At 59.2% G+C, this 25,390-nt stretch carries 23 protein-coding genes; 15 read left to right on the top strand and 8 right to left on the bottom strand.

All coding sequences use genetic code 11. The features are described from left to right. Positions 1–15 precede the first annotated feature (15 nt). The 4 genes from BISA_RS10300 (at position 16) to BISA_RS10315 (ending at position 5,527) form a co-directional block, all read left to right on the top strand. Entirely contained in the window at positions 16–909 is an 894-nt protein-coding gene (locus BISA_RS10300) for a hypothetical protein (protein ID WP_237746142.1), read from the top strand. A 314-nt stretch (positions 910–1,223) separates the two neighbouring features. Next, complete coding sequence (locus tag BISA_RS12070) at positions 1,224–1,841, top strand: hypothetical protein (protein ID WP_156099604.1); 618 nt, start codon at positions 1,224–1,226, stop codon at positions 1,839–1,841. 266 nt (positions 1,842–2,107) lie between these two features. After that, on the top strand, positions 2,108–5,068 hold the full coding sequence (locus BISA_RS10310; RefSeq protein ID WP_033891816.1) for a CAP domain-containing protein: 2,961 nt from the start codon (positions 2,108–2,110) through the stop codon (positions 5,066–5,068). 138 nt (positions 5,069–5,206) lie between these two features. Further along, positions 5,207–5,527: a HigA family addiction module antitoxin gene (locus tag BISA_RS10315; protein ID WP_033891818.1), complete on the top strand. Its 321-nt coding sequence runs from the start codon at positions 5,207–5,209 to the stop codon at positions 5,525–5,527. Positions 5,528–5,572: 45 nt separating this feature from the next. On the opposite strand, the gene BISA_RS10320 is transcribed toward BISA_RS10315, so the two are convergent. Continuing rightward, on the bottom strand, positions 5,573–6,274 hold the full coding sequence (locus BISA_RS10320; RefSeq protein WP_152597235.1) for a hypothetical protein: 702 nt from the start codon (positions 6,272–6,274) through the stop codon (positions 5,573–5,575). 513 nt (positions 6,275–6,787) lie between these two features. On the opposite strand from BISA_RS10320, the gene BISA_RS10325 reads away from it, so the two are divergent. Beyond that, on the top strand, positions 6,788–7,480 hold the full coding sequence (locus tag BISA_RS10325; protein WP_051917530.1) for a hypothetical protein: 693 nt from the start codon (positions 6,788–6,790) through the stop codon (positions 7,478–7,480). Here the strand turns inward: BISA_RS10325 and BISA_RS10330 are convergent. The 3 genes from BISA_RS10330 to BISA_RS10340 form a co-directional block, all read right to left on the bottom strand. Continuing rightward, positions 7,461–8,549 carry a DNA-methyltransferase gene (locus BISA_RS10330; protein WP_202806967.1) on the bottom strand — a complete coding sequence of 363 codons (1,089 nt, stop codon included), beginning with the start codon at positions 8,547–8,549 and terminating at the stop codon, positions 7,461–7,463. The two genes, BISA_RS10325 and BISA_RS10330, sit on opposite strands and share 20 nt — an antisense overlap. A gap of 92 nt (positions 8,550–8,641) precedes the next feature. Further along, positions 8,642–8,818, bottom strand: coding sequence for a type II toxin-antitoxin system RelB/DinJ family antitoxin (locus tag BISA_RS10335; RefSeq protein ID WP_033891820.1), 177 nt, complete (start codon positions 8,816–8,818; stop codon positions 8,642–8,644). A 54-nt stretch (positions 8,819–8,872) separates the two neighbouring features. Continuing rightward, positions 8,873–9,889, bottom strand: coding sequence for an IS1595 family transposase (locus BISA_RS10340; RefSeq protein ID WP_033891821.1), 1,017 nt, complete (start codon positions 9,887–9,889; stop codon positions 8,873–8,875). 285 nt (positions 9,890–10,174) lie between these two features. On the opposite strand from BISA_RS10340, the gene BISA_RS10345 reads away from it, so the two are divergent. Further along, the gene (locus BISA_RS10345) at positions 10,175–10,726 is read left to right on the top strand and encodes a recombinase family protein (RefSeq protein WP_033891885.1); all 552 of its coding nucleotides are present in this window, start codon (positions 10,175–10,177) and stop codon (positions 10,724–10,726) included. 158 nt (positions 10,727–10,884) lie between these two features. On the opposite strand, the gene BISA_RS10350 is transcribed toward BISA_RS10345, so the two are convergent. The 3 genes from BISA_RS10350 to BISA_RS13385 form a co-directional block, all read right to left on the bottom strand. Then, the gene (locus tag BISA_RS10350) at positions 10,885–12,051 is read right to left on the bottom strand and encodes an HNH endonuclease family protein (RefSeq protein ID WP_051917532.1); all 1,167 of its coding nucleotides are present in this window, start codon (positions 12,049–12,051) and stop codon (positions 10,885–10,887) included. Further along, positions 12,041–13,279 carry an adenine-specific methyltransferase EcoRI family protein gene (locus BISA_RS10355; protein ID WP_051917533.1) on the bottom strand — a complete coding sequence of 413 codons (1,239 nt, stop codon included), beginning with the start codon at positions 13,277–13,279 and terminating at the stop codon, positions 12,041–12,043. The genes BISA_RS10350 and BISA_RS10355 overlap by 11 nt, the downstream gene beginning before the upstream one ends. Before the next feature lie 94 nt (positions 13,280–13,373). Beyond that, complete coding sequence (locus BISA_RS13385; protein ID WP_237746143.1) at positions 13,374–13,763, bottom strand: hypothetical protein; 390 nt, start codon at positions 13,761–13,763, stop codon at positions 13,374–13,376. A 184-nt stretch (positions 13,764–13,947) separates the two neighbouring features. Between BISA_RS13385 and BISA_RS10365 the strand changes: the two genes are divergently transcribed. Both BISA_RS10365 and BISA_RS10370 read left to right on the top strand, forming a co-directional pair. After that, on the top strand, positions 13,948–14,910 hold the full coding sequence (locus BISA_RS10365; RefSeq protein ID WP_033891822.1) for a hypothetical protein: 963 nt from the start codon (positions 13,948–13,950) through the stop codon (positions 14,908–14,910). Positions 14,911–14,970: 60 nt separating this feature from the next. After that, positions 14,971–15,831, top strand: a complete 861-nt coding sequence (locus BISA_RS10370) for a hypothetical protein (protein WP_033891824.1) — start codon at positions 14,971–14,973, stop codon at positions 15,829–15,831. A gap of 156 nt (positions 15,832–15,987) precedes the next feature. Here BISA_RS10370 and BISA_RS12965 read toward each other — a convergent pair whose 3' ends face one another. Next, positions 15,988–16,806, bottom strand: a complete 819-nt coding sequence (locus tag BISA_RS12965; RefSeq protein WP_156099605.1) for a hypothetical protein — start codon at positions 16,804–16,806, stop codon at positions 15,988–15,990. Between the two features lie 801 nt (positions 16,807–17,607). On the opposite strand from BISA_RS12965, the gene BISA_RS10390 reads away from it, so the two are divergent. The 7 genes from BISA_RS10390 to BISA_RS10420 are packed head-to-tail and all read left to right on the top strand — an operon-like array spanning position 17,608 to position 25,266. Next, positions 17,608–17,862 carry a hypothetical protein gene (locus BISA_RS10390; protein WP_033891828.1) on the top strand — a complete coding sequence of 85 codons (255 nt, stop codon included), beginning with the start codon at positions 17,608–17,610 and terminating at the stop codon, positions 17,860–17,862. A 58-nt stretch (positions 17,863–17,920) separates the two neighbouring features. Beyond that, the gene (locus tag BISA_RS10395) at positions 17,921–19,591 is read left to right on the top strand and encodes an ATP-binding protein (protein WP_237746144.1); all 1,671 of its coding nucleotides are present in this window, start codon (positions 17,921–17,923) and stop codon (positions 19,589–19,591) included. 50 nt (positions 19,592–19,641) lie between these two features. After that, positions 19,642–21,594, top strand: coding sequence for a type IV secretory system conjugative DNA transfer family protein (locus BISA_RS10400; RefSeq protein ID WP_081890114.1), 1,953 nt, complete (start codon positions 19,642–19,644; stop codon positions 21,592–21,594). After that, on the top strand, positions 21,591–22,961 hold the full coding sequence (locus BISA_RS10405) for a hypothetical protein (protein WP_051917534.1): 1,371 nt from the start codon (positions 21,591–21,593) through the stop codon (positions 22,959–22,961). The genes BISA_RS10400 and BISA_RS10405 overlap by 4 nt, the downstream gene beginning before the upstream one ends. Then, positions 22,958–24,088, top strand: coding sequence for a hypothetical protein (locus tag BISA_RS10410; protein ID WP_033891829.1), 1,131 nt, complete (start codon positions 22,958–22,960; stop codon positions 24,086–24,088). The genes BISA_RS10405 and BISA_RS10410 overlap by 4 nt, the downstream gene beginning before the upstream one ends. Positions 24,089–24,109: 21 nt before the next feature. After that, on the top strand, positions 24,110–24,898 hold the full coding sequence (locus BISA_RS10415; RefSeq protein ID WP_033891830.1) for a hypothetical protein: 789 nt from the start codon (positions 24,110–24,112) through the stop codon (positions 24,896–24,898). After that, the gene (locus tag BISA_RS10420) at positions 24,898–25,266 is read left to right on the top strand and encodes a hypothetical protein (protein ID WP_051917535.1); all 369 of its coding nucleotides are present in this window, start codon (positions 24,898–24,900) and stop codon (positions 25,264–25,266) included. The genes BISA_RS10415 and BISA_RS10420 overlap by 1 nt, the downstream gene beginning before the upstream one ends. The last annotated feature ends 124 nt before the right edge of the window (positions 25,267–25,390 follow it).

The raw sequence follows: 25,390 nt of genomic DNA on the forward strand, positions 1-25,390 counted from the left end.
GGAGAGCGAAGCATCATGAAGACATCAAACCGAAAAAAGGCGATGGCCCTGCTCGGCGTCACCGTCCTGATCGCATCATTGGCTGGGTGCGGAGCATCATCCGCCAGCCAGGCCGCCACAACCATGACCTATCCCAATGCCGTCTCGACCGCCTCCACCACGTATCCGGACCATCTGGTCAACGGCGACTTCGAATACATGGCCGCGCAGGTGATGTCACGGCCGAACGGCACCGGAGACCCCACGGATTTCACGTTCATCGACCCGGCTGCCGGCCAGCGCCTCGCCTACCCCAGCACCCTGGGCAGGCAGACATGGAAGAGCATCCCCGGATTCGACAAAACCAGATTCGCGTGGACAAGCACCCAGACCAATAATCCGAACGAGATCGCCCACCATGCGGGGGTCGTGGAACTCCAACTCGACCTGGACGGCAACACGTACGCGGAACTCGCGGCAAGCCAGTCGGGCACCGCGATCTACCAGAAGATCGGCACCACGCCGGGCGTCGCCTACCGGGTGCGGTTGAAGCATACGAGCCAATCAGCCTCATACCTGGATTCCATGCGCGTGCTCATCGGCCCCGAAAACGATTTGCAGCCCGTCTCCATGACCCGTACCACATCCAACAAGGCAGGCGACAAGATAGGCGAAACCTCCACCACGATCGCCACGCACGCCACCAACACGGACGGCATCACGAACCGCAACCACCATGGGCAATGGGCCACCTACGAGGGCACGTACATCGCCACCAGCGATGTGACCGTGTTCACGTTCGAAAACGTCACCAGCTACAACAAGGACACCGGCAACCTGTTGGACGACATCAGCTTCGAGGAAGCCTACCCGCTCGACTACCAGGGCAACGGGAGCACGAACGGCAGCACACCACAGGAAAACAAATGAAAGGAACAACCATGAAAACCATCACCCCCCCCCGCAGGTGTTCGTAGAATCCCCGCCCTGATCGCGATCCTGGGCATGCTCGTCCCCTTGGCCGCATGCTCGAACAACACGGCGGACGCGATACCGTCACCAACCCCGATGACGGTATCCGCCGCCGACACGACGACCGGATCGGAACATATCATCAACGGGGACTTCGAATACCCGGGAGCCAAGGCGTTCAACTTCGCGCACACGAAGGATCTGACCATCGGCCAGGATTGGACCGGAGTCGAACGCAACAGCGGCCAATACCTCGACCTCATAAACGCCGCATGGAAATGGCGGAAAATCAACGGCAGCTTCGACAAAACCAAATTCGGCTGGACAGTACGGAAACCGACGACCCCACCTCGACCAACGCTCAACGCAAAGCCAACGAGGTGGAACTCCAATACGATCTGGACGGGAACATCTACGCGGAACTCTGCGCCAACCAGGCCGACACCGCGATCTACCAGAAAATCGCAACCACGCCGGGAGCCGCCTACACGGTGAGTCTCAAGCATACGAGCCTCGACACTCGAAACAACGACAGCATGCGCGTGGTCATGATCGCAAAAGACGGGTCCAGGAAAACCGTCCCCATGACCCGCATCACGTCCAACAAGGCAGGCGACAAGGTCGGCGAAACCAGTGAAACAATCCTCACCCACGCCACCAACAGCACAGATTCACGCGACCACGCCGGACAATGGGCCACCTACCAGGGAACCTACATCGCCACCAGCGACACAACCACATTCACGTTCGAAAGCGTAGGAGCCAGAGCCTACAACTTTGGCAACCTGTTGGACGATGTGAGCTTCAAAACCGCATACCCACTCACCTACAACGGCAACGGAAACACGAAAGGCACCACACCACAACAGAAAAACCAAGCAAAGCAGTAGAAGGGAAAAAATATTCCCTTCTTGATATTCGCAATTACGATTAAGTTCATCACGCTGATGGCGTCGTTATCGGGGTTTGATGACGTGAGTTGAGCAACGGTCTGCTCGCTGACCTGAAGAAATATCGACATGCTATGTATTACTAATACTTGATATTAGTAATACATAGCATTACTATTGGATTTGCGATCAAAGGGTTGCAGCAATCGAAGGCTGCAACATCTTGGATGGCAAGTGCAATCCAGACAGAGGAAAGAGGATTAATCATGTCAAACGGAATCATGAAGGGTACGGTTGCTTCCGCTGCCGTGCTGGCCACGTTGGCAGCACCGGCTGTGGCTATGGCTGATGAGACTGCGTCCTCGCAGTCGGATGCGGCGAATCAGGCGATCAGCCAGGCCAGCGAGGCCGTGCAGACGGCGTCGGAGAGCGTTCAGGCCGCTTCGCAGGCTGCGCCGTCCGGTGTGACGGAGGCCAAGGCGAAGGCGGATGCGGCCGCGGCCGCCTTAGATTCGGCGAAGCAGAATCTGGATGCGGCGCAGTCCGCGCAGCAGCAGGCCGCGCAGGCTCAGACGAACGCGCAGAACACGGTTGATACGGCGCAGAAGGCCATGGATGACGCCCAGCAGGATGCGGATGACGCTCCGGCCAGGATCGATGCCGCGCAGCAGGCCGTCAAGGATGCGCAGACCGCGATCCAGCAGTCCACGGATGCGATGAAGCAGGCCGAAACGGACAGGAACGACGCCCAAGCGGAGAAGACCACGGCCGGATCCACGCTGCAGCAGGCGCAGACGGAGTCCGCGCAGCATCAGAACGAGGCCGATGCGGCGCAGAAGGACATCGACACCGCCGTGAAGGCCGAGTCGGATGCGCAGGCGAAGTCCGATCAGGCGGATACGGATGCGTCATCCGCCCAGAAGAAGGCCGATAATGCGAACAAGGCATTGGCCCAGGCCCAGCAGGATAAGACCGCGGCCGAGAAGGCTCTGGCTGACGCGAAGGCCGTACAGCAGACCGCGAACGGGGATCGGACCGTCGCCGACCAGGCCGTCAAGGATGCGCAGGCCAGGCTGGCGGCGGCCAAGCAGGCCGAAGCGGATGCGAAGGCCGCGAAGGAGAAAGCGGATGCGAAGGTCGAGCAGCTGTCCAAGGAGGATGGCGGCCTATCCGATCTGGCGGCCCAGTTGAAGGCCGCGCAGCAGGCCGCCGAAGACGCGAAGACGGCGCAGGCTAAGGCCGACGCCGCAGCCAAGGCCGCGAACGACACGGTGAACGCGACCAGCGCGGACGCGGCCACGAAGCAGCAGACCGCAGCCGATCTGAAGGCGAAGGCCGATGCCGCGAAACAGTTGGCGGATGAGGCCCAGTCGAAGCTCAGCCAGGGTGCGGTCGCCTACTTCGGCGACAAGGGTGCCGCAGATGCGGTCCGGGTGCTGACCGACCCGGCGGTGACTCATTACCTGTCGTATGTGAAGGTCGGTGACGAGAAGGATGCGACGAGCCTGGACAACATGATCACCGCGGTCAAGTATCTGCAGGAGGCGAACGAGCTGCGCGTCAAGGAGGGGTTGCAGCCGGTGCAGGTGTCCGACACGTTGATGGCCATCGGTATGGCCGACGCCGACTACGCGACCGGCAACGTGGAGCATCCGCTCCAGTTCGGATCCTCCGAGAACCTGGCTTGGGGGTACAAGGACAGCCCCTATCAGGGTTGGTACACGCAGGAGAAGGCCAACTACGAGGCCTACCAGCAGGGCAAGTGGACGCTCAACGATCCGTCCGCATGCCCCTATCCCACCAAGATGGGTGGCGTCATCTACTGCCAGACCGGTCATTACACGAACATCGTCAATCCGAACTGGACGGTAGGTGGTTTCGGCTTCAGCCAGAACGGCGGTGTGGGATACGGTTCGAACGTGCACGCGCTCGAATACGCGAAGGGCTCCTACGTGAGCGCCTACCCGACCGACGGGAACACCCGAGTCCAGCTCGGCTTCGGCCGAACCATGGGCGTGGACGAGTATCTCAATGATCTGACCGCCTACCGTGATTCCCTGACGAACGCCGACGGCAACTACCGGGATGCGTTGGCGAAATCCGAGCAGGCGTTGAAGGACGCGCAGGCCGCCGCCGACAAGCTGGCCGAGGCGAAGACCGCCGCCCAGAAGGCGGCCGCCGAGGCCAAGGCCGCGCAGGAGAAGGCTGACCGGTTGGCGCAGGCCGCGAAGGATGCGCAGGCCGCGTACGATGAGGCCGTCAAGGCCCAGGGCGACAAGGCCCAGGCGTTGGAGCAGGCCCGCAAGGAGCAGGATACGGCCAACAGCGCGTACGCGGCCGCGAAGCAGGATACCGCGGATGCGCAATCCGCGGTCGATACGGCGGTGAACGCCCGGTCGGATGCGCAGGCGAAACTGGATGCGGCCGGCAAGGCCGTGGAGGATGCGCAGCAGGCCGTCGACACGGCCGGCGCGAACATCACGCAGGCCCAGGCCGATAAGACGGCCGCGGAATCCGAGATCACGGACGCGCAGGCCGTGAAGGCCCAGGCCGCGAAGGATCTGCAGGCGGCGAAGGATGCCAAGGCGAAGGCCGAAGCATCCAAGCAGGATGCTTTGACGGCGAAGTCCGTGTCCGACCAGACCGTGAACACGGCCCGGGAGGCGGTCGCCGCAGCGAAGGCCAAGCTCGACAAGGCCCAGCAGGCGTATGATGTGGCGAAGGCCACGTACGACAAGGCCGTGAAGGCGAAGTCGGACGCGGAGAACACGATCGCCTGGTACGAGGCGGCTCCCGATCGCCTCGCCCAAGCCACCACCGACCTGGAGAACGCCAAGAAGGCTCTGGCCGCCGCCGACACGGCCAAGCAGGAGGCCGCCGCCAAGTACGAGACCGCTAAAGCCACGTACGATGCGGCCAAGAAGGACAAGGATCAGGCCGACGCCGAGCTGACGGCAGCCAAGAAGGCCGAAGCGGAAGCACAGGCGAAGGCCGAGGAGGAGGAGAAGAAGCAGGAGACGGCCCAGCAGAAGGCGGATCAGGCCCGGAAGGATGCCGACGCGGCCAAGCGCAAGCTGGCCGGAGGCGTTGACGGTCTTTCCTCCACCGGTTCGGACACGACCACCATCCTCACCCTGGCCGCACTGCTAGCGGTGGCGGGCGCGGGCTGCGTGCTCACCCGAATCCACACGGTCAGGCACGCCGAGGATTGGAAGCTCGAAGAATAGTCCTCCACCTCACCGCTCTTCGCCCCGTCCGTCGCCGCTTTCCGCTTCAAGGGAGTCGGTGACGGACGGGGCGAACCCGTATTTCTGCAACGCATTAGTATCATGGAACATAAGTATTTGCCTCGAGCTAGGAGCATCATGACCGCATTGGACGAACCCGCCGCACGCATGCCCGGAGACATCCTCCTCCACGACTGGCTGGAACCCAACCGGATAAGCATGTACCGACTCGCCAAAGCCATGCGCGTGCCCCAGGTGTTCGTCAGCGACCTCGTCCACGGCAACAAGCGCATCACCACGCAGGCCGCGTTCAAACTCGCCAAAACCCTAGGAAACACACCCGAATACTGGCTCGACCTGCAAACCAGATGGGACGTCGCCAACTACGATGCCGACAACGTCAGCGAACTCGAACGCATCACCAGCATGCTGACCGATGGTATCGAGCAGAACTCTTAAATGTTCAATCCTCCGCTACATTATGCGTCTCAAAGTACTCGACGTTCATTTAAGTCTGTCACTTTCCGCCTCAATCTCTTCCTTGCACCATTGCAAACGATCCCAATATCGATCACTGAAGTATTGCGCAGACATGCAGCTTAACCCAAGAAGCATTGATAAGAACAATGTCACCGCCATGCCTGCACCGTTCAAAAATGTGAATGCCTCCACCGCTGCCCATGCAGGAACCAGTCCGAACGCGCCTAGAACGACGTTTTTAATTTCTGTTTCCCTATACGCCGGACGTTGTTCAATCCTGTTTTTCAGTGCACGCCGTACGGCAGGACTCCATTCAAGCGCATTGTCGAATGATACGGTTTGCGCCTCATCTTCGGATATGAAATAGCTCCCGACTAGTTCTTCTCTCCATTTGGCAATTGCCATGGAATCCTCAAAGAATCTCCCTTTTCCGCCCGTAAGGATCGCACGCGTGGATAAACGCAGGCATGCCCACAGAGACACTATGGCAATCATCCTTATTGCAACACTTAATTTTCCCTCCATCAATCCAAGTCCCGCTGCCGACGTCATGGTGAGAAACCAGCACATAACAGCCCTGGATATGTTAATCGCACGCATCCCACGCTGCCTTATCGCCGCATTGTAGACACAAATACCGCTAGCGACTGTCACTGACGCCGACCACAGGATCATGCCCATATTCCCGTATGCGGTATCTTTTCCTTTATATAAGGTTGACGCCATGGCTACGCCTATATCCCATGAAAAAATGAGGTCCGCAACGACGAGCCATATGGTCATTCCACGCCCACCGGCCAGACAATCAATAAGCCAGTATGCGGCGCATGCCCCCGCGCCCGCCAACAGCGACGCTAGGACTATATCCGTATAATCCGTTGAAGACCACCAGTAAACAGCTCCAACTATGCATGAAATAAATGTCGCACAGAGGCTACAGAATAGGGGCAAAGCAGTCTTGATGCGTTTCAATATATGAACTCCATTCCAACACAAGAAACTAATTAAAGTATAGTTTCCAGTATTGGTATTTCTTAGGGTTTCCATTTTTCTTTCCGGATTCCGCCGGAGGCGCAATAAGAGTTTTTACATGACCGATTGGCATTCATTTTTGGCTCTGTTAAACCAGAATTGACATACAGCTGAGAGTTTGTTTATTTCGAGAAGAGTTTCAAGGATACTGACCTCTGGACGGTATCATTAGATGGTTGTCGTGATAGGCCAAAGCCAGAGGTGACCATGTCCAATATCAGTGTTCAAGTTGCGGAAGTTAACGACTCGTTCTTCAATCCATGTCTTGCTGACAATCCGTGTGTGAGCAGGTACAACCTCAGAAAAGCGGATTTTGCCAATACTATGACCGACATCTATGAGTTCATGGGTGATCTGAATGCTATGAGTGTTGAACGTGGTTGGGGACGATTCGAGGATATGCTTCAGCTTCAGGCGCTCTCCAATGTCCTCTCAAACCTGCTTAACAGCACCATGGCGAAGCATTCGCGCGAACTCGTGGTCAACACTCTTCCGAATGGGCATCCCGATCTTATCCGAACCGGCATCTATCAGAACAACCTCGTGGCCGAAGCCGAAGATGGGGTTGAGATGAAGGCCACCAGAAACACCGGAGCTGCTGTTGATATGCATAGTGCAAGAGAACAGGATCTCTGCACATTCGTCTATCAGGTTGACGAGCGACGAGACGACCCGGGGGTGCCGATTGCGGATAGGCTCCCTCTTACTTTTACCGGTATTTTTCTTGGTCACGTAACCGAGGATGACTACAGACACAATGAGCGCGGGGAGCGAGGCACGAGGACGGCCACGCTCTCCGCGGAGGGGTTGTCTTCTTACAGGCTTAATTGGGTTTACCTCACCAACGAGCTGCGGGGCAAAACATGGGCAAGGCGTACCCTTAATCTTCCAATGCTGTAAGTCTGGGAATCGCATTGCAGGCAAGATCGTAGTATTCGGGGTCTCGTTCAATTCCCAGACTTGAATACCCCAATGCTTCGGCCGCAGCCAATGTGGAACCCGAGCCTGCGAAGGGGTCGAGCACCGTGCCTTTCCCTAGGGGCAATGCGCCTCTGACTATTTGCCTCATCAGTTTCTGCGGCTTCAAGGAAGGGTGATTCGCTATGGCTCGCTCTTCCTTGCGAGTCGGGGCCGACTTGATGACGTCCCCAAATGGGTGGGCGTCGTCTATGCGACGCCAGCCGCCGGTGCCGTATTCGGCAAGGTTGCGGCCCGTCGTTTCACCCATCGGTTTTCGCATGATTACCCAAGGTTCAAACTGCGAGCGAGGCATCACGCTCACATCCGGGTACTCGGACTCGAATCCTTTCGGACGGTCACCTCCCCTCATGGTCTGAACCAATCGTACAAGCTGTCCTCGCGGCTCCAATCCGGCAGATTCCAAGGCTCCGGCTACCAAATGGCTCACAAGCGGATTAGTGGCCACGACGACATTTGCTCCGGGAACGAGCACGCGGAGGCATTGTTCACCGAATCGGTTGAAGAACTCAACGATTTTCTCGCGGTCGGCATTCGTCAGCGTCGTAAAACGAGGGAGGGGACTTCTCTTCGCTCCGTCAAAAGATGGTGGAATACGCCAAACGCCTCCTCGTCCCTCACGCAGTTTTGATACCTGACTCTTCTTGTATTCGACAAGCCCATAGGGAGGGTCCGTCACTATGGCATGTATCGAGGCTTCTCCGAGGGATGCCATTACCGCGAATGCATCACCTTGAACGAGAGTCGCCTTCCCGTATTCGAATCTATGCGTTGGCCGACTGCTCATGGCATATAACCCACGCGATACGCGAACAATGCCACTGTCCGTCTTCTTAGCCTGAAGGCGCAATGATGAACGAATACTGGATGATTCAATCGGCTCACCAAAGGATTCGATGACGCGCCGCTCCACTTCAGCGACGGTCAGCGGAGTCTCCGACTGCTCCAATACGCTTGCGATGGCATCTCGGACCTGTCCCGGCTTCTGCACTTTACCTCCTCGACGACGTCTAGACGTCATTGTATCACTAAAAGACGTCAATGCACCTCGTGGGAGCGTGAATCAGCAAAAGCAGTTTGATATCAGTCCGTTTGTGATTGGGTCTTGAGTTCAAACGGCAGTCCGTTCTCGCGCACCACTGCTTTGAGGAATATGGTGACGGCTCCGGTCATGTTCAACCCCAACGGTTCGAGGACCTTCATGGCCTCGTCCTTGAGTTCGGGGTCGAGGCGCATGGTCGTGGTTGGTGTGTTCGCCATGCCCTTCCTCCTTCCTGCTCGACATCGTTGATATGTACAGTGTACTTGCAAATGCTATGCGGCCATGCCCCAATACTCCATGTAGGGCGGCATGACGTGATTCCAGTCGCGCGTCACGCCCGGACAAGGCTGCGCGTCCACCTGCCGGACGATGCTATCGCTCCGGTCGTCGCGGAACGAGCGCCGCCACAGGAACCACGTCAGATAGCTTTGCAGATGCTTCGTGGACACGCCCTTGAAGCCGGCGAGGAACCCGTCGAGGTTCGAGTGAAGCGCGTTGATCCGGTTGATGCGATGCGACTTCGCATCAACCCGCTCGAACACGGCACCCAGCGTCTCCATTGCACCGGGGTAGGCTGCGGCCTCGTCCGCCATGACATGCGCTCCTCGTCCGACGCGGCCCCCAAGTGCTTCGATGGCGCGCGGCTTGGATATAACACCGCGTCCACTCAACACGGCGAACGCCGTATCCGAATCGGCCACGCCGGTCATCACGCAGATCTGCTCCTTCGACAGGCCACGCTTATGCAGTGAGCCGCCACGATGACGTGCGGGACGCGGCAGACGGAACTTGCCTTTCGTGTGGTTGCCCTTGAAGCTCTCCCGCAGATACGTCTCGTCCAACTGAACGGACGTTCCCGCTCCGGCTGCGAACTTCGGCAGGTATCGCTCAAGGCACTTCAGCAATCGGCGGCGCATGAGCCATGCGGTGCGCAGCGACACCTTGCAGCGTACGGAGCACTCTCGCAGGGGAAGACAATCCACGAAGCACTCCACATACATCATCCACTTGGCGACCGGCAGCTTCGACCGGCCAATCAGCGTGTCCCGAGTGTTCGAGAACGTGCGCTTGCAGTCCTTGCACTGCCAACGCTGGGACCCGTTCGGATTATGGCCCTTCCTGACGACGGCGATGGAGCCGCAGCGGGGACAGGCAAAATCGTCGTCATGGGCGGTGATGGTCTCGTAGGCGTCCTCGTAGAGGACTTCACGCAGTTCGCGTACCGCGTTCTCACGTTCGACCGGGTTCATGCCCCTGAGCTGTCTGCGTACCGCGTCCGTGAGCCTCATTGCTCTCACCTCCAATATTGTAATCTCAGTGTAACTACAGTATTGGACATGCGTCCCGCAATCACGTCAAAGCTGGTTTAACAGAGCCTTCATTTTTTCATGCTCGATCAGGAATCATTAATCCCATTTTCTTTCGGAATTGTCTCGTTAACGGAGGTTTCCGGACGTTTCCGGCCGAGACTTCCAAGTGTCTCCGAAACGCCGACGGAGCGTGTATCAAAAACCGTCTTGTTATCAATGTCTCATATCTCATGCCGTTTGACGGATTGTGATACGGTTATGCCCATGGGAAAACGATTCGGATACGCGAGGGTCAGCACGGCCGGCCAGACGGCCGACCTGCAGCGGGACGCTTTGGAAAAGGCAGGATGCGACCGCCTGTTCATCGACACCGCCAGCGGCGCGAAAGCCCATCGCCCCGAGCTTGACAGGATGATGGAACTGCTGAGAGAAGGCGACGTGGTGGTCGTGTGGCGTCTCGACCGGCTGGGACGCAGCGTGCAGAATCTCGTGGAGCTCATGAACCGGTTCCAGAAGATGAACGTCGGCTTCGTGAGCCTGAACGAGGCAATCGACACCACCACGCCGGGCGGAATCCTTGTGTTCAACATCTTCGCGGCCCTTGCCCAGTTCGAACGCGATCTCATCCGGGAACGCACCAACGCCGGCTTGGAGGCCGCCAGGGCACGCGGCCGCAAAGGCGGCCGCCCCACGAAACTCGACGCGAAACAGATCTCGGAGATCCGCAGACTCTACGATTCAAGGACGGTGACGGTCAACCAGATAGCCGCCATGATGGGCGTCGGCCGAGCGACCATATACCGGGTGCTGCGATAGACGTACATATTGCGCAGAAACAGTGGTTCCGGTCTTATGATTTGTTCTCCGAAAAAACAAAATCGATGGCATGCGAGTTTTGTTCTTACATGCCACCGATTCCGCGATGCGCGAGTTTTTTCGGGGAGTTAAATCATGACCTGTATGCGGGGCGTCACTCACTGTGGGTCTAGAAAACGGTCAAGGAACCATCCGGCATCGTTTTCATCCATTGATGTTTTCGCGCTCTTCTTGAGATTGCATTCCTTGCAAAGCATCTGACAGTTCATGGGGATAGTCTTGCCTCCCTTTGACCAAGGTACGATATGGTCGCCGTCCATCTTGTCAAAATCGAACTTCCGACTACACATGGCGCATTGATGCTCTTGTTTCTCATAGGCGGCGAGTTTTGTCGTACGGTCGAATTGACGGATGGAGAGGTTCCTTACGTCACCGGTCAGAAGGAATGGGAAGATGCCACGCTTGTTGGTGACGTCCTCGTCTCCCATGAGATCGGCCGTTACCTTCGCCAGTTTTTTACGGTCAAGGTCGGTTCGATCCTTGTTCTCGTTGTAGTAGATTCCCCATGGCAGGCCCTTCATCTCCTTGTAGTATTTAGCGAAGGTTGCGGGGATCCAGTCGATGACGGAGCGGAAGTAGTTCCATAGCGTGACGGCGTTAGCATCATACTGGTGTCGGGCCATGTACTGCTCGATGCTGATGTTTTCGGCCTTGGCGGCCCAGTCGATGGCGGTTTGGAGATAATCCTGACGTATTGCGTCTCCTTTAAGGTAGTTTCCGGCGATCTGGTATGCGGGTCCTTGCGTCTTGCTGAAATACCGTTTCGCGTCGGATACCCATGGTCCCGAGTAGACCGCGTTGCGGAGTTCCTGGTCGGTGAGCTGTTCTCCGGCGATGTTGATGATTTTGAACCAGTCCAGTTTCTCGCTGTCCGTACCGTCGCACACGTATACGAACAGCTCGTAGTCAAGTATCCTGTCCTTCAGATCCTCGGGCAAATTGTCGAAGAAGCGGTCATCAACGCTGAAACTACCGTCCGCATACTCGCAGAGGCTGATGGTGCGCTGCTGACCGTCCAGTACCTCGTAGGTTTCCTCACCGTCATCGTTCACACCGGTCTTGCACCAGTACATCACGTTCAGCGGCAGACCCTTGAGAACGGTACGGATCACCTCGTCACGCTGCTTGTCCTTGTAAACGAACTCACGCTGGTATGGCGGTCGAATGTCTAGACGGTCTAGGTAGCCGCGGACACCCTCCTCGTCATCATTGAAGTAATCGTTCACTACTTCACGGACGGGAACCTTGATAAGGTCAATCTGCATTACTGACTCCCTCGTCGTTGCCGCTGGTTTTATCTGTAAAACAATCGAATGACCCGCGCGGATTCTTGTTACGAATAAGTATGCGCTGATACGACTGAACGTAATACTTGCCATCCACGATGTAATAGGTCTTCCCTGCCGGCGCATCGGAAACCATTAGGGATGGTCCATCGTTCAGTTTGGACACAAGGGACTGCTTACCGTTTCTATCGACCTGTATCTGCTTGCCGTACCGCTTACTTGAGGCTCCGAACCACGTCTTCGTAATGCCAAGAATCTCAAATTGATCCGGGTTGTACTTATCGAGGAAAGTGATAGGAACTCCCATCATTCCAGCGTAATCCTCCGGAATATCCTTCGTCATACTCACGTCTATAGCATTGTAGTTGTCATAGCAAGGGAAATTCTCCTCGCTGCCGGAATAGCGCTTCACAAGAATCATCTCTTCGTGACGTTGCTTCAAATCGAGGTTCGTGTACCACCGGACACCCTTGACCCGAATGAATCTACGTCCGTCATCATCCACCCCGCACCCAGATGCATTCAAAGGATAGTCATCCGGAACATAGAACGCTCTGTCACCGGAATGAATGCTCGCGCCAAGCCACATCCTGTTCTGCATAATGAGCGGAAACACCTCTTTATAGGTGATGGCATTCACGTTTCCGATGATGATGAACTTCTTATCATGCTCCATAAGCTGGGCTACATATTCGCGGAATAAGGAGAAAGGCGGATTGGTCACCACGATGTCGGCCTCATCCAGCAAAGCCGCACATTCCTTCGACCGGAAATCACCGTCCCCCTGAAGCTCGGTGAGCTTGTTCTCTCCGTTCTCGAAAAGCTTCTTCACGTCCAGCATGTCAATGCCACCATCACCGGTAGCGTCATGAACTGTGGTGACTACGGCCTTGTAGGGCTTGTTCTCCTCAGCATCGTTATGTTTTGATTCACCGTCGACCATGTCGCCAATGGATAGCTGTCGGTTGGCGATTGGTGATCCTGCGTAACACGTGGCGATGAGCTTCTTCAGCTTCAGCTTGTTGAAGTTCAACACGAAATACTTGAAGAAGTTGCTTTCAAAAGGATCATCACAGTTACATAGAACCGTCTTGCCTTTGAAATGCCTACGATAGTAGCGCATCTCCTTCTCTATGTCAGCGGACTGCGTGTAGAACTCGTCCTTCTTTGCGCCAATAGCTGCGTTAAGGGCGCTGTTCCCAGCCATCGCTCACCACCTTTTCGACGATACTGCATAATCATTTGTTGTTTCACTGTAGCGCCTGTATACATCACGGTTTTGATTCATTCCCATATTCTCTTCACTCCTCTTCCCTTTTCTCAAACAGATGCATCCATAATCGTGCTGCGGCTTCGGTTTCGTCCAGTATGCCGGTCTTATATTCTTCGAGGATCAGGTCGGTCATGGCGCAGCCTCCCGCCAGACCGTCCCGCAATGCGTTCAGATCCGGATCCGTGGTCTCGTTGACCGTTACCGGCACGTTCAGCAGTTCGAGGTCGCCGATCCCGTCGGGCATCAGACCGTCCGTGTCGTGCACGCGCACGGTCTCCTCGACGCCATCCAGACCGTACAGCCGGCATACGCCGCTCCCGTCCGCCAACCGCTCGTATTCACCCACGTCCGGCTCGCCGTCGAGCGTGAACCGGCAGAGACGCAACACCATATCGTCCATATCCTCCCCATGCGTCATCGCATCATCCTTTCCACCAGACCGGTCTACCACGTTCGACCGTCGGCCCGCATGTCGGCGACGTCGACCCCGGCCGTCGGCCTCCACGGGGCGGGTGGAGGACGGGTGAGGCCTACTCCCGTAAGGGTTTTCGCGACACACGCGACTTGCGTTGAACGTGTTCCGCGAGGTTATGGTGGAGCGTATGGAAACGGAATTCGACATCGATATGAGCGACTGGTTCAAACACTGCCCCGAATGCGGCAAGGAACTGCTGATCACCAGCCTGTACCAGCATTTGAAGAGCCTCCACCATTGGAATGCGGATGATTGGCGGGCCTCGGACCTGCACGCCATCGACTGTCCCGCCTGCGGGAAACCATACGGAGCGGCGGCGATGACGGTCCACGTCTACAACCTGCACATCGACGGCGCGCACCCCGCATTGACCCCACGGCGATACGCGCCGGAACTCACCCTGGACGAGACGATCCGATGCCTGCGCCAGGTGCAGGAGGACCGGACCTTCACGGCGACCGCCGCGCAGATCCGCTCGCTGAAACGGTACGGCCTCATTTCCAACGGCTCACCGACCCACGCCACCACGCTGGGGAGGCGGCTGCTGGAGGATCCCTCCCCCGATGCCCTGCTCGAAGCGTTCATCCACGAGCCTGTGTTCCGTCTCGCCTACCGGATGCACGAGCACGGGCACGCCACGGCGCGGATATTCGCGCATCTGCTGGAACGGCGCGTGATCCTGCGGGAGGGGGCTGCCAGGGAGTACGACCACGTGTTCGACGCGAACCTCGCGCTCCTCGACCGGCCGACCGAACGCCATGAGCCCGCAAAACCCGCATCCAAGCCCGAACCCGAGCCCGTGACGGAGGAGCCTGCCGGAGAGACAGACGGGCTCATGCCGTTCGACACCGTGCTCGTGAACCGGTTCCACGGCGGCTACGCACGCCTGCAGGTGCACGGCAGCATCCCGCCCGACATCATGTCCAGACTCCTCGTGCTGGTGAACAGTTTCAGTCACGAAACCGGGGCCGACGATCCCGCCACGCGACCCGACGACGCTCCCCGGACGGACGCGGCGCAACCCTCCGCAGCCCACGTCCCATCACCCTCACCGGACAGGGTGGACACCGTCCAAACCCTACTCCCGTAAGGGCTTTCGCGACACTCCGAACTTGATTCGCATGCGTTCGTGAGCGTTATGGTGGAAACCATGATTGACGAGGAAAACGAGAAGAAAACCGAGCCGGCCCCAACCGGCGCCGATGAGGAATCCGTGGCGGCCGGCACCGACCCACGGCATCAGGAGCTCCCCACGCATCCGGTCGAAGCCGGGGAAACCGAAGCCGGATCCAGGCCCGCGGAAGCCCCGGATGCCGGAGACACCGGGGACGGGGAGGATGACTGGCATCGCATCTGCCCCGAATGCGGGCAACGGGTGAAGATCACCGCCCTGTACGTTCACGGACAGAGCAAGCACCGGTGGCTGTCGGCGGACTGGCGTGGGCATGGCATGGAGACCATTCCCTGCCCCCTCTGCGGGCAGAACGTATCCGTCGCCAGAATAAGCTCACACGTTCAGGAGGATCGCCTTATGACGGCCATGCTGGCCGAGGCCGACGTGCATACGGACCTGAACGACGCCTCGTGGCAGTGTTCCTGCCCGGTGTGCGGCGCACGGTATAAGGTCACCTCCTTGCACTTGCACGGCGCGAGAACCCATGGGCTCAGGCCGGAGGACTGGCAACGCTACGATATGGCGACGCTCCCCTGCCCCGTGTGCGGCGGGAATCAGCCGATCGCACGACTGGCGGACCATGTCCGGGCCGAACACATGAAACCCATCGCACAGGCATCGCCCCGCATCTCAGCCCCAACGGAATCCACGGAATCCACGGAGGACGCAATGGATGATATCGAATCACTCCGGCGACGACTGGCGTCGAAACGATCCGAGATCAGGGACATCGAACGGCTGCGGGAGCTCGCCAGGGATCAGGAAGCACTGCTCGCCGAACTGATTACAGCGCGAGAACACCTCGAGGCCATGCGGAAAACGGTCGCACGCAATTGACCGTGTGGGTTTGTGTGTGACTGTCTGTGACCGTGTGTGACCGTGTGGGTTTGTGTGATGACCGTCTGCGACTGTCTGTGACCGTGTGTGACCGTGTGGGTTTGTGTGATGACCGTCTGCGACTGTCTGTGACCGTGTGGGTTTGTGTGGCGTCGGTCAGCGCAGACGCATGCGGGCCGTCTCCCCGGCCGCCATCCTCCGCCGCGCGGCCGTGGTGCGCTTCTCCGGCGTCAGCATGAGCCCTGCCAGCTCGTCGGACATGATCCCCTGCAACCGTTCCAGTTCGTCGGACGCACGATCCAACGTCCCCATGTCATCATCCGCAACCGCGCGTTCGATCCGTTCCACCTGCTTCGGCCAGTCATGGTTGCCGCCGAGACGGTGGAGCGCGCGGGCCAACGCCGTCGCATCCTCCAACCGGAGGCAATACCTCGCATACGCGTCCAGCCTATCCCCGAACAGCCACACGTCATCCTCCACATCCATCGCCCCCGCGCCGAGCCGCATACGGGTGAGCGGCCACCATGCGCCGCATTGGGGGCAGCGCAGCTCGCAGAACGGGACACGCCCATACTCGCGCCTCAACGGTCTCAGGCACATGGAGCAGCATCGTTCTCCCAGATAGGAGACGATACAAGGCGTGGGATGCACGCTCCGCATGTGCTCATCCAACAGCATGCCCGGCACCGGCCGTCCGCACACCTCGCACTCGTGCAGCCCGCCGTGTGTGCCGACATGGTTGCCGATGTTGCTGACGGACACGCTTCTCCCGCAGGCGGGGCAGACGAGACGGCCCATATCGTACCGTTCCCAATCCTTCGCGACGAAACCATGCCGACGGACCCCATGGCCGTACAGGCCGGTGACAGGCAGTTCCCAGCCGCATACGGGGCAATCCCGATACCAGAGATCCATCTCCCCTCGCTCGACATGCCTCTCTCCTCCATCAATCATGGTTTCCACCATAACGCTCACGAACGCATGCGAATCAAGTTCGGAGTGTCGCGAAAACCCTTACGGGAGTAGGCACGAGACCGGGCGCAGCGCCCGGACAGGGCGACCATGGTTCCTGTCTCTTCTCCGTGCTCGTAGGGTTCCATCCCAGTCTCGTATCGGAACGATTCCACTGGGATACTGAGTTGATGTGGCCTGCGTCAGGCGCTTCCCGGCGATGGGCGGGCATGGTGGTCATTGGTTTCATAGGCGTATTCGTCTGGCCAGGTTTTCGAGGGCATCCGTTTGATGGGCTATCCACCATTCCGCGAATCGGATCGATCGGATGGTGTTTTCAAGTTCATTGAATGCGTTTTTGTCCCGGCCGCTTGAGTATCGGCCGAGGGTGCGGGCTCTTTCCAGTGCTCGGCGTCGGATTGGTTCGGCTCGGTCGCATTGTTCCTTCGTTCCATGTAGGGGTATGAATCCCTCGATGATGTTCTGTTTCCTGGCATGGCATACCGGGCATTCCGAGGTTTCGATCTTTCGTATCTGCTCCTCGACGGCGAGGAAAGGGCCTTCCACGTCGACCTTTCCCGTATGTCCGCATAGGTGCTCGACCATTCTGAACATCTCGATTCACGCTCCTTTGACAAATCACTGCAATCGAACACATGTTCGATTGCAGGCGGGACATTTTTACGGCTCATGGATGTTCCGCCCTTCGCTCATCTGACCGTTATCGGCGTGTTGTGCGGTGTTTTCCTCGGAAGGCATGGTTTCCGCCCGCTCCTCATGTCTTTCTTCTCGTTCGTATGGGGTCGGGCGTCAAGGAGTGTTTTCATGTCGTATCTTCCGCCGCTGGTTGTCGTGCTTCTCACCGCTGTGGCCGCCACGTTCCTGTATCGCGCCGTGTGGTATCTGGCTGCTCGGGAATCGAGTCGTTATCTGGGCCGTCGCTTCCGCGAGTCGATTTTGTCCCGCAGTCATGGGCAGCGGGTCAAGGCTTTTTGGGGGAATCTGCTGCTCGCATTGGTCTGTGTGGCCTTGATTGTTGTTTTGGGCGCGTACCTGGGTTCGGTCGGTTATTCCATCTGACCGGCTTTCGTACGGTTCTGTTTCGTGTCGGTTTACGTTTTCCGGGAGGTTTCCGGTCATGGTGGAGCGCGATGGCGATCTCCTGTCGGGGGAGCATAGGCTCGGTTCGCCTGGTAGGCGTTGCGTGTTCGCTTTTGGTTTCGTGCCGTCGAAGTCGACGTTGAATCTGCGTGAGGCGATGTGGTTCCAGCGTCGTTTGACTCCTGGATTGGTTGAGGGTTCGTTGCCTTCATACCGGTTCACGCGTAGGGATCGTCGCCTGGTGGAGGATGCGCGTTCCGTGGTTCCGGGTTTGCTGCGGCGCATGGCATCGGAGTCCAAGCGTCGTCGGCGGGAGTTGGCGACCGACGTGGATGGTCGGCTGCCGTTGGCGTCGGTGTCCCCGTTGGATTTGCTGACCCGTGATATGAGTCTTCGTCCTGTGACTGCTTGGCATCAGACGAGTACCGGAAGGGCTGGCGTGTTGACCACGTTGACGGCGGGGTCGGGTTCTCCGGTCATAGATGGCCCCGTCATCGGGGTGGATGTGCTCACCCATGAGCTGTTCCGTTTTGATTCATGGGCCACGTATGACGCTTGGGGTGTGAATGGTCGTCATATGACCACGAGTCCTGATTTGTTCATCTGTGGTTTGAGGGGCAATGGGAAAAGCTATCTGGTGAAGGTTCTCGCGTTGCGTGAGATTGAATGGGGTCGGCGTGTGATTGTGCAGTCGGACAGGAACGGCGAATGGGGCCGTGTGGCGGAGCATGTTGGCGGCCAGGTGGTTTCCCCTGGTGGCGGCAGGTATCTGAATCCTTTCGCGTTGCCGGATCGTCCGCTGGAGGGCATGGATGAGTTGTGGCGTCAGGAGGTGGTGTCCGGCCGCAAGGCCGCGTTCATGAGTCTGGCGGAGGCTTTGCGCGATCCGGGCAAACCTTTTCCGTTGGATACGGCCATGCAGACGGTTGTGGATCGTGTGGTCACGTCGTTCGGGGTCGGGCCGATGACGTTGGAGTCGGCCGTTGACCGGCTTACGGATTTGGAGTGGATCGACCGTGAGTCCCCGTCCATCACCGGGTTCGAGCATGATCCCGATTTGGCTCGGCTGTCCGCGGCTGCGGCGGCGCGCGTGTTCGCTCCCATGGTTCGCGGCGGAACGTTGTCGGGCATGTTCGACAGGGAGTCCACTATCCGTTTGGATCCATCCAGTCCGATGATCGTGTTCGACACGTCCTCCCCCGCGTTGAACGATGAGAAGCTGCGCCGCGTGTATACGGCGGCGGTGAGTTCATGGATCGACCGGCTTCTGCAGGGGCGGGATGGGCTGCGGCGCATCGTGGTCGGCGAGGAGGCTTGGTGGCTGCTTTCGAACGAGAAGCTGGTCGATTCCCTCCAGACGCGGCAGCGTTCCGCGGGGCATTGGGGGTGCGCCACCTGGCTGATCGTGCATGGGGTGAACGATATGACGAAGGTACTGGGTGAGGGGTCCGAGTTGAGGGGCCGGGCCGAGGAGATTCTGAACCAGACGCAGACGAAGATACTGTTCCGTCAGGGCGGGACGAACATCGATCTGTTGAAGGAGCTTATACCGGATCTGAGCGAGGATGAGGAGATGCTGATTCCGGAGCTTGCGCAGGGGCAGGCGATATGGCGTATCGGCAGGGAGCATCCTCGTCTGGTTCGGGGCCTTGCGGGCCCCACGTTGGATCGCCTGTTGGATACGAGCGATCTGCGTTCGGCAGCGTAACCGGTTTTTCATCTTTTCGTTTTGTCTTTTTCGTGTTTGGAGCGTCGCTGATGACTGTGCACGTTGATGGTGGTTCTGACTGGTATGACCGGTTGCGGCCGGATTCCGGGGGTTCGGCTCCCTTGTATGGGAGCGAGGAGATACGTTCGGATTCCCGCCGTAGGGTGATGGCTTGGTGGCGTGGCTGGGAGGATTCGGCTGCGGGTTCGTGGATTGCGGAGCATACGGGGTTGTTGGGCGCGTTGTCCCGTGAGAATTCCCGTTTGGTGAGGCATGCGGTTGTCGGCTTGGTTCTGTTCGGCCTGTTCGGCTTGTTGGTCGTCTATATGCTGGTCGGCGGCGATTTTCCGATCGCGTTCCTGTTGTCCATGCCGCTGCTGGTGGCCGTGTTCTCCGTTTCCATGCTGTTGTGGGTGTTCTGGGATGCGTATCGTGATTCGTCGGAACGATTGGTGGACCGATTGTCCGTTAGGCCTGGCATGGCGACCCGTCGTCAGGTGGCGGAACGGTTGGGGACCCGCGCCGTGCTGCGCACGGTGGTTCCGGCTGTTTTGCCGGGCATGCTTGAGCGTGCGCGCATCGAGGCGGGCCGTCGCGGCGGCAGTCCGGTATGGCCTCATGCCTGGCAGGCCGCGATGCCGGTCGGCTACAGTCATCGGATCGCGGTGTGGCTGTCGGATGAGATGCATGTGTATGTGCTTGGTCCGGCTCGAAGCGGCAAGACGGTGTGCGTCGTGATTCCCGCAGTGGTGGAGGCTCCGGGGTTCTGTCTTGTGACGTCCACGCGAAGCGATGTGGTGTCCGCCACGAGGACGCTCCGAGAGAATGGTGTGGAGGATGCTTCGACTGGTGCGAGGTATGGCGGCGGGAGGGTCCACGTGTTCGACCCGGAGGGGCTTGGAGGCTCCGATCCCGCGACTCGTCACAACATGCATTGGACCCCTCTCATGGGGTGTGACGATCCGACCACGGCGATGCGTCGGGCCCAGACCCTGGTGGGCGTGGGTGGTTTGGGTCAGGGATCCAACAACCGTGAGTGGGGTGTGAGCGCGGGCGGCTATATTCAGGCTCTGCTGTATGCGGCGGCGATTTCGAACCTGCCGGTGTCGAAATGCTATGAATGGTCCCTGAGCCCGCAGAACGCGCGTGAGGCTGCCGACCTGATTCGCATGCATACGCCGGCCGGTGACTCAATATTGCAGTGGGCGGACACGCTTCAGGGTTTGGAGCATATGGATGCGCGCCAGTTGTCGAGCGAGTGGTTCGGCGTACGCAACGCGTTCGCCATTCTCGCCGACCCGAAGGTCCGTCGATGCATGAACCTGCCGCCGCATGATCCCGGTCTCATCGATCCGAAGCGGATGGTCATGGACGGGGACACGGTGTATGTGCTTTCTCGGCCGAAATCGCAGGCCGGTGGAGGCGTCAACGCCGGTTTGTTCGCCGCTCTCCTGTTGGACACGTTCCAGGAGGCATGCCAGGATCTCGCGCTTTCCTCGGCCGCGAAGGGGTCGGGTGGCAATCTTCGTAAGATCGAGCCTCCCGCGAGGTTCGTGTTGGATGAGTTGAGCAACATCGAGACGTGGGGCGGGTTGCGTAACGCGGTCACGCAGGGTGGCGGCAACGGCTATCAGCTGGTCATGGTCGAGCAGGATCGCAATCAGATGATTCGTGATTATGACAGGGAGACCGAGGCGACGATCTGGTCGAACTGCAACCGGATCATGCTCGGGGGTGTCACGGATAGGGATTCCCTTGAATGGTGGGGCATGCAGGTCGGCCGTCATGAGACCACGCGGCGTGAATACTCGTGGAATCCCGGGCAGGGGCCGTTGGGTGGATTCTCGGAGCGTACGCAATCGGAGGAGAGTGTTCTGCCTTACGAGCTGAGCCAGCTGCCGCATGGTTGGATGATCGTGCAGCCGGTCCGCATGCCTCCGGTGCTGGTTCATGCCGTGCATTTCATGGATCGTGGATGGTGGAAGGACAAGGAGGAACGATGACGGACATGACACGAGGAAAAGGCGGGCTTGGCGTGGATGATTATCTGCGGCCGTTCATGGAGGATCATGTGGATGAGGAGACCGGGGAGATACTGCCGGCTTCGCCATCGGCTCCTGTCCCTTCCCCTTCGGCGAACTGGTCGCAGGGGTTGGATGCGGCTTCCGCCACGGCCGTCGATCTGACCGGGCTTTTATCCGCCGCCTACAGGGCCCATCATGGCAAGGATCCGTCCGCGAGCATGGTGAAGGCGTTCGACACGATCGTCAGGAATGTGACGGATGAGCCGCCGCGGGAGCCCGAGTATGGGCCGGGCCTGTGGTCGTCCATGCCGCAGCGCTCGTGGGAGTCGATGGCCTTGGCCCGGCCGTTGGATTGGACCGGCGCCCCGACGCGTATCGAGATCGATCTGATGATGATGCATACGATCAGGTACGGGGAATGGCTGTGCCGTGAGTTCCCGGATTGGGAGCAGACCCTGCCTTCCTGCTGGCCCGAGCATGATGCGATCGTCCAGGAGGTGTTCGCGTTGAAATGCTATGCGGACGTCGTGGCTGGTGAGCCGACCGGAGGCCTGTACGCTCCCTCGCTGATGCAGAACATACGGTCGTCGCTCTCGAGGGTCAAGGAGTATCTGGGCGTTGAGCATGCGGAGCGAATGGATCACGCCCATCACATGTCGTCTTCGGAAGCAGCGCAGCGTAGAAGGAAGCGGGAACGCGAGTATGTGAAATGGTTCGCCCGGAAGGATGGCTGGCATGAGGAGCCGCCTTTCACCGGACAGTTCCATGCCGATCATGATTTCGTATCGTCCACCATGCTCGCGTATGGGGTTCCTCCCCGGGATTCCGCGCAGGATGATTCGCCGGTGCCCGATCGGCTTCGTGCCGCGCTTGGCGAATCGGAGCATGCGTTGGAGGGGTATCTGCGTCGGCGTGATGAGATCGCCTCCATGCCGGATGGTGAGGCGCGTGAGAGCAGCGCGTTGAGTTTGTCCAACGATTCCGCCGATAGTCTCGGCAGGCTCAGCCGCGTGTGGAACGACTATCGTCAGGCCGAGTTGAAGGCGAGGGAACGGTTGGAGCGTGCGGTCGCGGCCGGCGACCGTCGTCTTGCCGACGCCTCACGGCCCATCGCGGATACGCAGGCCGATGGCATCCGCAGGCTGCGTGAGCAGGCGTCCCAACTCATGCGTCATGCCGGTGATCCGAATTGGGATGGGGATTCCTATCGTCCGGCGCCGGTGGAACGGGAGCTTTCCATGGCGCGTGACCTTGAACGGCTTTCCCAGGATGACAGTCTCGATTCCCTTGAACGGCTTGCCCGTCTCATACCCGAGATCAGGGGTTTCATCGGGGGTGAAGCGTGACCGCAGGCAAACCCGATTTGTTCGAACAGCTCAATACCCCTTGGTCTCAGGATGATGACTGGGTCCATCGCCTGCTCTCCGAGAACGATGACAACGAATCCGTTCCACAGGAGCTTCCGCATGACGATGACGAAAATCCGGCTGCTCCGTCCGGGGATTGCGTTGAACGGACCATGACCCTCCCTGTTTTGGAGACGAACGGGTCCGATGCGATGGACGGTGAACTGTCGGAGGTTTCCGACGAACCGGAAACGTCCGATTCCACCGATGCCACGGTACGCCGCACATGGCCTTGGGTGGTGTGCGCGCTCGGTGTCATCACGGCAGTGGCGCTCATCCTCGCGTTCCTTGGCGCGGCGGGCGTCCGGCAGGCCCGTTCCGATGCCGAGCGTACTCTGACGGACCTGTCCACGGTGGATTCGACCGCCGCCGGGCTCCTGAAACGGCATGCGGCGTCTGATCTCGCCGATTCCGCCTTATGGCATGATCTTTCCTCCCGTCATAAGGCCAACTGCGTTCTGCTTGACCATAATCCGCAGTCGTTGGGCATGGATCAGGCTCGTGAACTGTCCGGGGAGGCGGAGAAGGCCGTGGAGTCCACGAGGAGTCTGAACGTGAAGGTGAGGGCGTCGATCCGCGCCAGGAAGGCTTCCCTGTCGTTTGCATCGTTGGGTGAATCGGTTTCCGCCTCACGGTCCCTGCTCGACGGCGCGGTGGAGGACGATGACACCAGGGATGCTATCGCCGCGTTGCGCGCCCTTGTGGACAAGGCGTCGAAGCTCACGGTTTCCGATGGTTCCGCGAGCCTTGACGGGATGCGCGGGAAGGTTGATGACGCCCGTAAGGCTTTGGAGGCCGCGATAGGGGTTCAGGCCCAGCATGCGCAGGAGCAGGCGGAACGGGAACGGCAGCAGGCGCAGCAGGAGGCCCAGCAGCATGCGCAATCCCAGTCGCAGAGTTCTCAATCCCGATCATCGTCCCGCGGTTCGGGTTCCACTGGTTCCGGTTCGTCGAACGGTTCAGGCAGTTCCAATGGTTCCGGCTCCTCCGGAAGCTCCTCGGGAGGATGGAGCGTGCCGGCTCCTGATGACGGGACCGGTATCCCCGGCAACGATCCGACCTTGTAACGGCTTAGGAAAGGAATGATCATGAGGAAACGAGGTAATGGCAACGGTTTGCGCGAACGCATGCGTTCCTGGTGGGGTTCAAGGACCCCGAGACAGCAGGCGGGTCTGCTGGTCTGCCTGGCCGTGGTATCGGTGCTGCTGATGATGGTGTTCAACCCGTTCCACCCGTTCGTATCCGATGCCGCCGGCCAATCGGAGGAGAAGGCCACTCGGTCCGTTTCCGGCGACCGTGGTTCCGATTCCTCCGGTGGGAAAACCACTACGGGATCCGCCGCTGGATCGGATTCCATGTTCTCCGGTGATACCGAGGCCATCGCCGGACAGGTTCGCTCGATTCTGAATTCTCCCGATGATGGGAGCATCGACCCGTTCGGGCAATTGCTGATTCGTTACGGGGACGCCGATCTGGGCAACGCGTCCAGCGTGTTCGAAGCGGTTGGCCGGCAGGAGAAGCCTTCCACGGTGCGTCCATTGGCGGAATCCTGGTATGGGAGCGCGTTGGGGAAGGCGACGGAGTATCGGAGGTCGGATCTCGAGTCCGGTCTGCCGGGCGCGCGCACCGCTCTTTCGAGGCTCGGCTCCCCCGTTCCTTCCGGATGCTCGGATTTGGAGTCCGCTGTTGACGCCGCGTCCAAGACTGCGGCTGATACTACGTCCGATTACGAATCGTTGACGAAGGCGCAGCAGGATCTTACGAAGGCCGTATCCTCCTGCGCGTCGAAGTTGGATCCCGACCGTCTGGCCGACGTGTTCCCCCAGGACGGGCCGTCGGCGACGGTGCCGGATTCCGGGCAGGAAGGAGATGAGTGATGGCCGGGCTTTCCACTGATACGGAGGATACCGCGGCGGTGCTCGCTTTGGGGGAATGCCCGTGTGTGGCGAGGATACTGCCCAACGGTGTTCGGAGCACGCTCATGGCTGATGGCACGAGGATTCGTGTGCTGCGGTGCGTCACGGGCAGCGATGGGCGTGAGACACCGATCGCCTTGCTGCCTGCGAACGGGAGGATCCATAACCTGATGCTCCGTGCGTGCGGCGGGCAGATCGTGAGGTTCACCGGCCGGCCTCGCCTGTGGATGCCTTCGGCCGGCCGGCCGGTTCTCGCGTTCACGGTGACGAATCTCTCGCTTGAGGATACCAGCGAGGCGCGTATGCTTCGCGCCGGCAGCGACCAGTGAAGGTGACTACGGCGTTTCCTGGAATATGTGGCTGACCGTGTTGGCGGGCTGTTTCGTTTGGTGACGGTGGCTTTCATTCGCATGGGTGTGCGGATGAAGCCACCGTCTTTTTCATGGTGATGTG

Source organism: Bifidobacterium saguini DSM 23967 (assembly GCF_000741715.1).
GTDB classification, from domain to species: domain Bacteria; phylum Actinomycetota; class Actinomycetes; order Actinomycetales; family Bifidobacteriaceae; genus Bifidobacterium; species Bifidobacterium saguini.

Bases quoted from the DNA above. Each gene is read 5' to 3' on its own strand.
- BISA_RS10300 (WP_237746142.1), top strand. From the start codon at position 16: ATGAAGACATCAAACCGAAAAAAGGCGATGGCCCTGCTCGGCGTCACC.
- BISA_RS12070 (WP_156099604.1), top strand. From the start codon at position 1,224: ATGGAAATGGCGGAAAATCAACGGCAGCTTCGACAAAACCAAATTCGG.
- BISA_RS10310 (WP_033891816.1), top strand. From the start codon at position 2,108: ATGTCAAACGGAATCATGAAGGGTACGGTTGCTTCCGCTGCCGTGCTG.
- BISA_RS10315 (WP_033891818.1), top strand. From the start codon at position 5,207: ATGACCGCATTGGACGAACCCGCCGCACGCATGCCCGGAGACATCCTC.
- BISA_RS10320 (WP_152597235.1), bottom strand. From the start codon at position 6,274: ATGGCGTCAACCTTATATAAAGGAAAAGATACCGCATACGGGAATATG.
- BISA_RS10325 (WP_051917530.1), top strand. From the start codon at position 6,788: ATGTCCAATATCAGTGTTCAAGTTGCGGAAGTTAACGACTCGTTCTTC.
- BISA_RS10335 (WP_033891820.1), bottom strand. From the start codon at position 8,818: ATGGCGAACACACCAACCACGACCATGCGCCTCGACCCCGAACTCAAG.
- BISA_RS10340 (WP_033891821.1), bottom strand. From the start codon at position 9,889: ATGAGGCTCACGGACGCGGTACGCAGACAGCTCAGGGGCATGAACCCG.
- BISA_RS10345 (WP_033891885.1), top strand. From the start codon at position 10,175: ATGGGAAAACGATTCGGATACGCGAGGGTCAGCACGGCCGGCCAGACG.
- BISA_RS10350 (WP_051917532.1), bottom strand. From the start codon at position 12,051: ATGCAGATTGACCTTATCAAGGTTCCCGTCCGTGAAGTAGTGAACGAT.
- BISA_RS10355 (WP_051917533.1), bottom strand. From the start codon at position 13,279: ATGGCTGGGAACAGCGCCCTTAACGCAGCTATTGGCGCAAAGAAGGAC.
- BISA_RS13385 (WP_237746143.1), bottom strand. From the start codon at position 13,763: ATGACGCATGGGGAGGATATGGACGATATGGTGTTGCGTCTCTGCCGG.
- BISA_RS10365 (WP_033891822.1), top strand. From the start codon at position 13,948: ATGGAAACGGAATTCGACATCGATATGAGCGACTGGTTCAAACACTGC.
- BISA_RS10370 (WP_033891824.1), top strand. From the start codon at position 14,971: ATGATTGACGAGGAAAACGAGAAGAAAACCGAGCCGGCCCCAACCGGC.
- BISA_RS10390 (WP_033891828.1), top strand. From the start codon at position 17,608: ATGTCGTATCTTCCGCCGCTGGTTGTCGTGCTTCTCACCGCTGTGGCC.
- BISA_RS10395 (WP_237746144.1), top strand. From the start codon at position 17,921: ATGGTGGAGCGCGATGGCGATCTCCTGTCGGGGGAGCATAGGCTCGGT.
- BISA_RS10400 (WP_081890114.1), top strand. From the start codon at position 19,642: ATGACTGTGCACGTTGATGGTGGTTCTGACTGGTATGACCGGTTGCGG.
- BISA_RS10405 (WP_051917534.1), top strand. From the start codon at position 21,591: ATGACGGACATGACACGAGGAAAAGGCGGGCTTGGCGTGGATGATTAT.
- BISA_RS10415 (WP_033891830.1), top strand. From the start codon at position 24,110: ATGAGGAAACGAGGTAATGGCAACGGTTTGCGCGAACGCATGCGTTCC.
- BISA_RS10420 (WP_051917535.1), top strand. From the start codon at position 24,898: ATGGCCGGGCTTTCCACTGATACGGAGGATACCGCGGCGGTGCTCGCT.